This window comes from Candidatus Streptomyces philanthi, from assembly GCF_059553635.1.
Genome location: NZ_JCANQV010000271.1, coordinates 1 through 7,697, shown reverse-complemented (window position 1 = coordinate 7,697; position 7,697 = coordinate 1). Strand labels below are relative to the sequence as shown.

The window sequence follows — 7,697 nt, the reverse complement described above, 5'->3', positions numbered from 1 at the left end:
CCACCGCGTCCGCCAGCCGGAGCACCGCGTCCGCGGCGTCCGGCGGCAGCTGCCCGAGGCGGATCAGACGGGCGGCCGCGGCGCGCGAGGTCAGTGTCTCGTCGGGCGGGATGCCGTAGTCCCAGCCGGTGTCCAGCAGCTCCTCCCAGGCGGCCAGCGTGCCGGCCGTCCCCTCTCCGGCACCGGCCAGTCGCCGGGCCCGGGTGCGCCGCCGCCACCACAGCGGCAGGGCGGGCAGCGCGAGGAGCGTCAGGGCGCCGAGGGCGATGCCGGTGACGGTCCAGGGGGACGGGCCGTCGTCCGCCGGGCCGGGGCCCCCGGCCGCCGGGGTCTCCACGCAGATCCGGCCCGAGCCGGGCGAGGCACTTCCGGGGCCGCACGACGGGTCGGCGGAGGGCCGGTGCGACGGCCGGGCGGGGGCCGGGCGGTGGCGCTCCGGGCGGTCGGGGCGTCCGGCGGACGGGCTGTCGGAGAGGGTGTAGTCGGGGACGGTGCCACGGCTCGGGGTCGGCTCGAAGCGTGTCCATCCCGCACCCTCGAAGTACAGCTCGGGCCAGGCGTGCGCGTCCCGGAGGCCGACCGAGGTCGTACCGTCCGGCTGCTTGGTGCCCGGGGTGAAGCCGACCGCGACCCGGGCCGGGATGCCCAGGGTGCGGGCCATCGCGGCCATCGAGAAGGAGAAGTGGACGCAGAAGCCCTCCTTGTCCTTCAGGAAACGGGCGATGGCCTCGGCGCCGCTGCCGGCCCGGACCTCGGTGTTGTAGCTGAACCCGCCGTTCAGGGCGAACCAGTCCTGGAGCTTGACGGCCTCGTCGTACGGGGTGCGCGCGCCGTGCGTGATCTTCCGGGCGGTCGACCGCACCACCTCGGGCAGCGACGCGGGCACCTTGGTGTACTCGCGCCGCAGCGCGGCGGGCGGGGGCGGGGCCGAGGCGAGCTGGCGGGCCGTGGGCCGCACCCGCAGGCTTTCCACCTGGTACTGAAGGCCGCGGGTGGTCTGTCCCCGGTCGCCCACGAGGGTGCGGCCCTGTGGCTCGTACCGCCAGCGTCCCGCGATGTCGACCCGGGCGGCGGGGTAGGGGAGCGGCAGCCAGTTCTGTGCGTACCAGGGGGCGGTCGACACCGATGTCGTCACCCGGGTGGTGTTGACCGTGGGGCGGAGTCCCTGTGGGGTCGGCAGTTCGTCGGGCACGCCGGTGACCGTGCGCTCGGACGGTTTCCAGGCCGTGCCGTCGAACTGGTCGAGGGCGACGATCCGCAGATAGAGGTCGCGGGTGTCGTCGGTGGTGGTGCGGTAGTTCAGGACCTCCCGGTCCTCGGGCTGGTTCAGGCTGTTCTGGAGGGACACCAGGGGGTTGACGGCGGAGATCGTGCCGCCGCTTCCCCCGGGGCCGCCCCCGCTGCCGGGCTGCCCGAGGAGCCCGCCGTCGAGCGAGGGCAGGACGGCGGGTACGAGTAGCGCGATGCCCAGGGTGAGGGCGCCGATGCGGCGGCCGGTGCGTACCGGCGTCGTACGGGGGCGGCCGGACCGGGCGGGTTCGGGGGCGCCGAAGACGCGGCCCCACCGGGAGAGCCGGTCGCGGCCCTCGGCGAGCAGGAGCAGCAGGTAGCCCGCGGCCGCGACGAGGAACCAGAGCCAGCCGTCGCCGCCCTGGGCGAGCCCGGCCGCGACCGAGTACAGCGCGAGCAGGGGCAGACCGGCGGGCGCCGCGCTGCGGTACGTGACCGCGAGGGCGTCCACCACCAGGCCCACCAGCAGCACACCACCGACCAGCAGCAGCCGTATCCCGGGGGTCAGTGGGGCGGGGATGGCGTATCGGCCGACGTCGGCGACGCCGGACTCCACCAGCCGTACCAGCTCCGCGAGGGAACCGGGGCCCGGGAGCAGGCCGGCGACGGCCAAGCCGCGGGCGAACAGCAGCGTCAGCAGTTCCACGGCCACCAGGGCCTGCACGGTGATCGTCAGCGGCCGCGCCAGCGGCACCCGGCGGGCCAGCGCGCCCGCCCCGGCCACGAGCCCCAGGAGCACCGCCGCCTGGAACAGCCACGCGAACCGCCCCACCAGGGGCAGCAGCGCCCCCGCGGCGCACAGCGTCGCCACCGTCGCACTCAGCGCCAGCCGCACCCGGCCGCTCATGCCCGCACCTCCCGGGGGACAGGGCCGTGCGGGGGGAGGGGGGCTTGGGGACGCTTGCCCGTGGGGCCGCTCCGGGGCCGGTAGGCGGCGGTGTCCGCGCGTCCTTCGCGCCCGGGTACGGGGCGCTCATGTCCCTCGTGTGCGGGGCGGGAGGCTTCGGGGTCCTTGCCCGTGGGGCCGCTCCGGGGCCGGTACGCGACGGTGTCCGCGCGCCCTCCGAGCCCGGGTACGCGGCGCCCCCGCCCCTCATTCACCGGGCGGCGGCCCCCTCGGGCCCCCGGAGCCCCGCGCACGGCCCGGCCCCCCGACCCGTCACGCTCCACCACGCCCCCGCACACCTCACGCCCCTCCGTCTTCCGTCCGCCCCTCACACGCCTCCCCGGTGTCATGACACGCCTCCCAGACGTCCCGCCGTATCCGGTGCCCCCCGCGCGGGGGACGTGCCGTCGGTGGCCGTGGCCGGGTGTGTGCCGGAGTGGTCGGCGGCGCGCCACAGGTCGGGCAGGGGGACGTCCGGCGGGACGGGGAGCGCGGTCCAGCCCGCCGCCCGGAGCAGACGCAGCGTGCGGGCCAGCGAACTCCCGCCGGAACCGGAGCCGGGACCGGAACGAGAGCCCGCACCGGAGCCGCCCCCGGCGCGGGCGCGTGTGCTCCGGCCCCAGGCGTCGCCGTCGAGGACGAAGGCCAGTGCCGTTCCGCCGCCGTGCCGCATCCGGGCCACGAGTGCCGCCTGTTCCTCGTCCAGCTCGCCGAAGAACCCGACGAGCAGCCCCTCGCCGCCGAGGCGCAGTGCCTCGTACGCCGCGGTGAGCCCGGTCCCGTCGGAGTGCTCCATCACCGCGAGGGCGTCCAGCAGCGCGGCGGCGCGGGCCGGACCGTCGTCGCCGGGGCCGTCCGCGGCGGCGGGGCCCGGCACCGAGGCGCCCGTGTCGGTCAGCAGCCGTACGGAGAAACCGCGCTCCAGCAGATGCACCGCCGTCGAAGCGGCGGCCGCGACCGCCCATTCGAACGGCGCGTCGGGGCCCGCTCCCCGGTGCGCGGAACGGCGGGTGTCGAGCAGGACCGTGCAGCGGGCCCGCCGTGGCTGTTCCTCGCGGCGCACCATCAGCTCCCCGTGGCGCGCGGTGGACCGCCAGTGCACCCGCCGCAGGTCGTCGCCGTGCCGGTAGCCGCGCGGGATGACGTCGTCCTCCCCGGCGAGCGAGAGGGAGCGGTGCGGCCCGCCACCGTGGCCCGGTGCCCCGCCCGCCGCCCGTACCGGCGGCAGCGGCTCGGTCCTGGGCACCACCGTCAGGGTGTCGGTGGTGCTGAAGGCGCAGGTCAGCTCGCACATCCCGAACGGGTCGGAGAGCCGCAGCTCCAGCGGGCCCAGCGGATAGCGGCCGCGCAGGTCGGAGCGGACGCGGTAGGTCACCTCGCGCCGGCCGCCCGCCTCGACGCGGTCCAGGACGAAGCGGGGGCGCGGCCCGAGGACGTACGGCACCCGGTCCTGGAGCAGCAGCACGCCGGTGGGCAGCCGGGAGACGTTCTCGACGCGCAGCCGCACCCGCGACTCGGTGGCCGCGGGGACGCGGGCGGGCGCGAGGGCGCGGCCGCCGGTGACGCGGTAGCGGGTGCGGCGCAGGGCCAGGACGCACACCAGGGGCAGCGCCGTCAGCAGCAGTCCGACGCGGAGCAGATCCGCCTGGCCGAGGAGGTAGGAGCACACCGCGGCGGCGATCCCGGCCGCGAGGAACGACCGGCCGCGCGTCGTCAGCCCCCGGAGGGCGGCCCGCAGCCCGTCCGGTCCGAGCGTCCCGTCCGGCCCCCCGCCGGACATCACGCCCCCCGGGGGCCGGGCGGACGGCGGTCGTGCGCCGCGGACGGCCGGACGGCGGGGGAGGGGGACGGGACCGGGGTGCGGTGCAGGATCTCCAGCACGATCTGCTCGGTGGATCTGCGGTTGAGCTGGGCCTGGGAGGTGGGCAGCAGCCGGTGGGCGAGCACCGGGACGGCGAGGGAGCGGACATCGTCCGGTACCGCGTACTCCCGGCCGGCCAGCGCGGCGGCGGCCTTCGCCGCGCGCAGCAGGTGCAGCGTCGCGCGCGGGGAGGCGCCCAGCCGCAGCTCGGGGTGGCCGCGGGTGGCGGCGACCAGGTCGACGGCGTAGCGGCGCACGGCCTCGGCGGTATGGACGGCGCGCACCGTCGCGGTCAGCGCGACGATCTCGTGGGCGTGCGCGACCGGCCGCAGCGCGTCCAGGGGGGAGGTGCCGCCGTGCACGTCCAGCATCCGCAGTTCGGCGGCGGGGCTCGGGTAGCCGATGGACACCCGGGCCATGAAGCGGTCGCGCTGTGCCTCCGGGAGCGGGTAGGTGCCCTCCATCTCCACCGGGTTCTGGGTGGCGACCACCATGAACGGGCTGGGCAGGTCGTAGCTCTGCCCGTCGGCGGTGACCTGCCGTTCCTCCATGGACTCCAGCAGCGCGGACTGGGTCTTGGGCGAGGCGCGGTTGATCTCGTCGCCGATCACGATCTGGGCGAAGACCGCCCCGGGCTTGAACTCGAAGTCGCGGCGCTGCTGGTCGTAGACGCTGACTCCGGTGATGTCCGAGGGCAGCAGGTCCGGGGTGAACTGGATGCGGCGCACCGAGCAGTCGACGGAGCGGGCCAGCGCCTTGGCGAGCATCGTCTTGCCGACGCCCGGCACGTCCTCGATGAGGAGGTGGCCCTCGGCCAGCAGCACGGTCAGCGCGAGCCGTACGACCTCCGGCTTGCCCTCGATCACGCTCTCGACCGACCGCTGCACCCGCGCGGCGGTGGTCGTCAGATCGCTCTGGCCCGCCCGCTCGTCATACGTCGTCACCCGGCCCTCCTCGGCCCTTTCCCCCCGCCCTCGACGGGCGCGGGACACCCCGTCCGGCCGGACCCTCCGTACGGGCCCGGTCCCCCTGACCGCGACATCGTGCACGGCTGGGGCCGGACGACGTCACCGGGGCATTCTTGCCGTCCGTGCCGTCCCGCGTCATGGCCTGTGGATAACTCGGGTCGTTATGTCCCCACCGGTCGGGTGAGGTGCGGCGGGCCGGGCACGGGAGCGTTCCGTGCCCGGCCCGCCGGGGAGTGCGTCACTGCCGCGGGTCGATCTCCCGCAGCAGGCCCGTGGTGACGTCGAAGACGAAGCCACGGATGTCGTCCTTGTGCAGCAGGAACGGCGAGGTGCGGACCCGTTGCATGGACTGCCGCACGTCCTCGTCGAGATCTTTGAACGCCTCGACGGCCCAGGTGGGGCGCTGCCCGACCTCGGCAGCCAGGTCGTGGCGGAAGTCCTCGGTGAGGCCGAGGAGACCGCAGTCGGTGTGGTGGATGAGCACGACCGAGCGGGTGCCCATGGCGCGCTGGCTGATGGTCAGCGAGCGGATGATGTCGTCGGTGACGACGCCTCCGGCGTTGCGGATCGTGTGGCAGTCACCCAGTTCGAGACCCAGGGCGGCGTGCAGGTCGAGCCGGGCGTCCATGCAGGCCACGACGGCGACCTTCAGGACGGGCCGGGCGTCCATCCCGGGATCGGTGAAGCCTTCGGCGTAGGAGGAATTGGCGCGGACCAGTCGGTCGGTGACGGTGCCACCGTTCCCTGCGGCGGTGCCGTCGTCGGACGAGGGCAGCGGCTGCGACGTAGGTATGGACATGGGGTCACCGTAGTCGTCCCGGCCCGTTCCGGCCGTCAGCGGGGCCCGGCGCGCGGGGCGCATGTACGGCGTGTGAGGTACCCCACAGGCTCGCGGGTGACCTCGCCGGGTCCGCGGCGGGCGGGGCGCGAAGCCGCCGGGGGACGCGCGCCAGGGGTTGATTGACCGGGGCAGGCCGTGGACTAAAGTGGCGCGAAGTGGGAGGCATGACGCCCTCCTAGGATCCCGAATCCCTCGCGTGCGCGGACGCGCACGTACGGCTCGGCCTCCTCCCGCTCCACGGTCATCCGGCGTCACTTCCCCGTCGCCGGAGGACCACTTCCCCTTCAGAGCGGGCGGGGACCAAGCGGTACGTGCGGCACTTCCCAGCCAACGGCCGGGGCCCCACCTGCCGCTCACCCATCGGAAGGCGCATGAGCAGCAATACTCGCCACGTACCCGTCATGCTCCAGCGCTGCCTGGACATGCTCGCCCCCGCGCTCGCCGAGCCCGGTGCGGTCGTCGTCGACTGCACGCTCGGCCTCGGGGGGCACAGCGAGGCGCTGCTCTCCACCTTCCCGGCGGCCCGCCTCGTCGCCCTCGACCGCGACCCGGCCGCCCTGCGGCTGGCCGGCGAGCGCCTGGCCCCCTACGGCGACCGCGCCACCCTGGTGCACGCCGTCTACGACGAGCTCCCCGACGTCCTCGCCCGCCTCGGGCTGTCGCGCGTCCAGGGCGTCCTCTTCGACCTCGGCGTCTCCTCGATGCAGCTCGACGAGGCCGACCGCGGCTTCGCCTACGCCCAGGACGCCCCCCTGGACATGCGGATGGACCAGACGACCGGCATGAGCGCCGCGGAGGTCCTCAACACCTACGCGCCCGGTGAACTCGTCCGCATCCTGCGCGCCTACGGGGAGGAGAAGCAGGCCAAGCGGATCGTCGCGGCCATCGTCCGCGAGCGGGCCAAGGAGCCGTTCACCACCAGCGCCCGGCTGGTCTCCCTGATCCGTGACGCGCTGCCGCAGGCCGCCAAGCGCACCGGCGGCAACCCCGCCAAGCGCACCTTCCAGGCGCTGCGCATCGAGGTCAACGGCGAGCTGGCGTGCGTGGAGCGGGCCGTGCCGGCCGCCGTGAAGGCGCTGGCGGTGGGCGGCAGGATCGCGGTGCTCTCCTACCACTCGCTGGAGGACCGCCTGGTCAAGCAGGTCTTCGCGGCCGGCGCCGCCAACACCGCGCCCCCCGGCCTGCCGGTCGTCCCCGAGCGCTACCAGCCCCGCCTCAAGCTCCTCACCCGGGGCGCCGAGCTGCCCACGGAGGAGGAGATCGCCGAGAACCGCAGGGCGGCCCCCGCCCGGCTGCGCGGCGCCGAACGCATCCGTGAGGACATCGCATGAGTCCCCGGGGACGCTCACGCGGGGGGACGGGGCGTCTCGCGTCGCTCTTCCCCACGACCTCGGGCACGGCGGCCCGTACGCCCTTCGTCCTCCTGGTCGTCGTGCTGCTCGGCTCCGGGCTGATCGCGCTGCTGATGCTCAATTCCGCGCTCAACCAGGGGTCGTTCGAGCTGAACGAGCTGGAGCGGCGGACCAGCGAGCTGACGGACGAGCAGCAGGCGCTCCAGCAGGAGGTGGACTCCTCCTCGGCGCCGTGGACGCTGGAGCGGCGCGCCCGCGAGCTGGGGATGGTCCCCGGCGGCAGCCCGGCGTTCCTCGAACCGGACGGCACGGTGCGCGGCAGCCCGAGCACGGCGACGGCCGAACCGTCCGCGTACCGGACCGGCCCGCGCGCCGCGCGACCGCACGTGGCGGGCCTCACCGCCGTGACCGCCCACGCCCCGACGACCTCCGGCAGGTGATCTTGTGACGTACGCGTCCGCCGAGCCGTACGCCGCGGGCGTGCGTGCCGGGCACCGTG

6 protein-coding genes are annotated in these 7,697 nt (G+C 75.4%); 2 read left to right on the top strand and 4 right to left on the bottom strand.

All coding sequences use genetic code 11. From position 1 onward, the window contains the following. From AC51EU_RS24220 to AC51EU_RS24205, 4 genes are all read right to left on the bottom strand, one after another. Positions 1 to 2,137 (bottom strand): transglutaminase TgpA family protein (locus AC51EU_RS24220; RefSeq protein WP_496269170.1); only part of this gene is annotated, 2,137 nt, incomplete at its 3' end. Positions 2,138 to 2,522: 385 nt separating this feature from the next. After that, positions 2,523 to 3,956, bottom strand: a complete 1,434-nt coding sequence (locus tag AC51EU_RS24215) for a DUF58 domain-containing protein (protein ID WP_496269169.1) — start codon at positions 3,954 to 3,956, stop codon at positions 2,523 to 2,525. Then, positions 3,956 to 4,981 carry an AAA family ATPase gene (locus tag AC51EU_RS24210; protein ID WP_496269168.1) on the bottom strand — a complete coding sequence of 342 codons (1,026 nt, stop codon included), beginning with the start codon at positions 4,979 to 4,981 and terminating at the stop codon, positions 3,956 to 3,958. Before AC51EU_RS24210 ends, AC51EU_RS24215 begins: the two co-directional genes overlap by 1 nt. Before the next feature lie 262 nt (positions 4,982 to 5,243). Further along, complete coding sequence (locus AC51EU_RS24205) at positions 5,244 to 5,804, bottom strand: beta-class carbonic anhydrase (protein ID WP_496269167.1); 561 nt, start codon at positions 5,802 to 5,804, stop codon at positions 5,244 to 5,246. Positions 5,805 to 6,217: 413 nt separating this feature from the next. Between AC51EU_RS24205 and rsmH the strand changes: the two genes are divergently transcribed. Together rsmH and ftsL are read left to right on the top strand one after the other, a co-directional pair. After that, positions 6,218 to 7,177, top strand: a complete 960-nt coding sequence (rsmH, locus tag AC51EU_RS24200; protein WP_496269166.1) for a 16S rRNA (cytosine(1402)-N(4))-methyltransferase RsmH — start codon at positions 6,218 to 6,220, stop codon at positions 7,175 to 7,177. Next, positions 7,174 to 7,638 carry a cell division protein FtsL gene (gene ftsL / locus AC51EU_RS24195; RefSeq protein ID WP_496269165.1) on the top strand — a complete coding sequence of 155 codons (465 nt, stop codon included), beginning with the start codon at positions 7,174 to 7,176 and terminating at the stop codon, positions 7,636 to 7,638. The genes rsmH and ftsL overlap by 4 nt, the downstream gene beginning before the upstream one ends. The last annotated feature ends 59 nt before the right edge of the window (positions 7,639 to 7,697 follow it).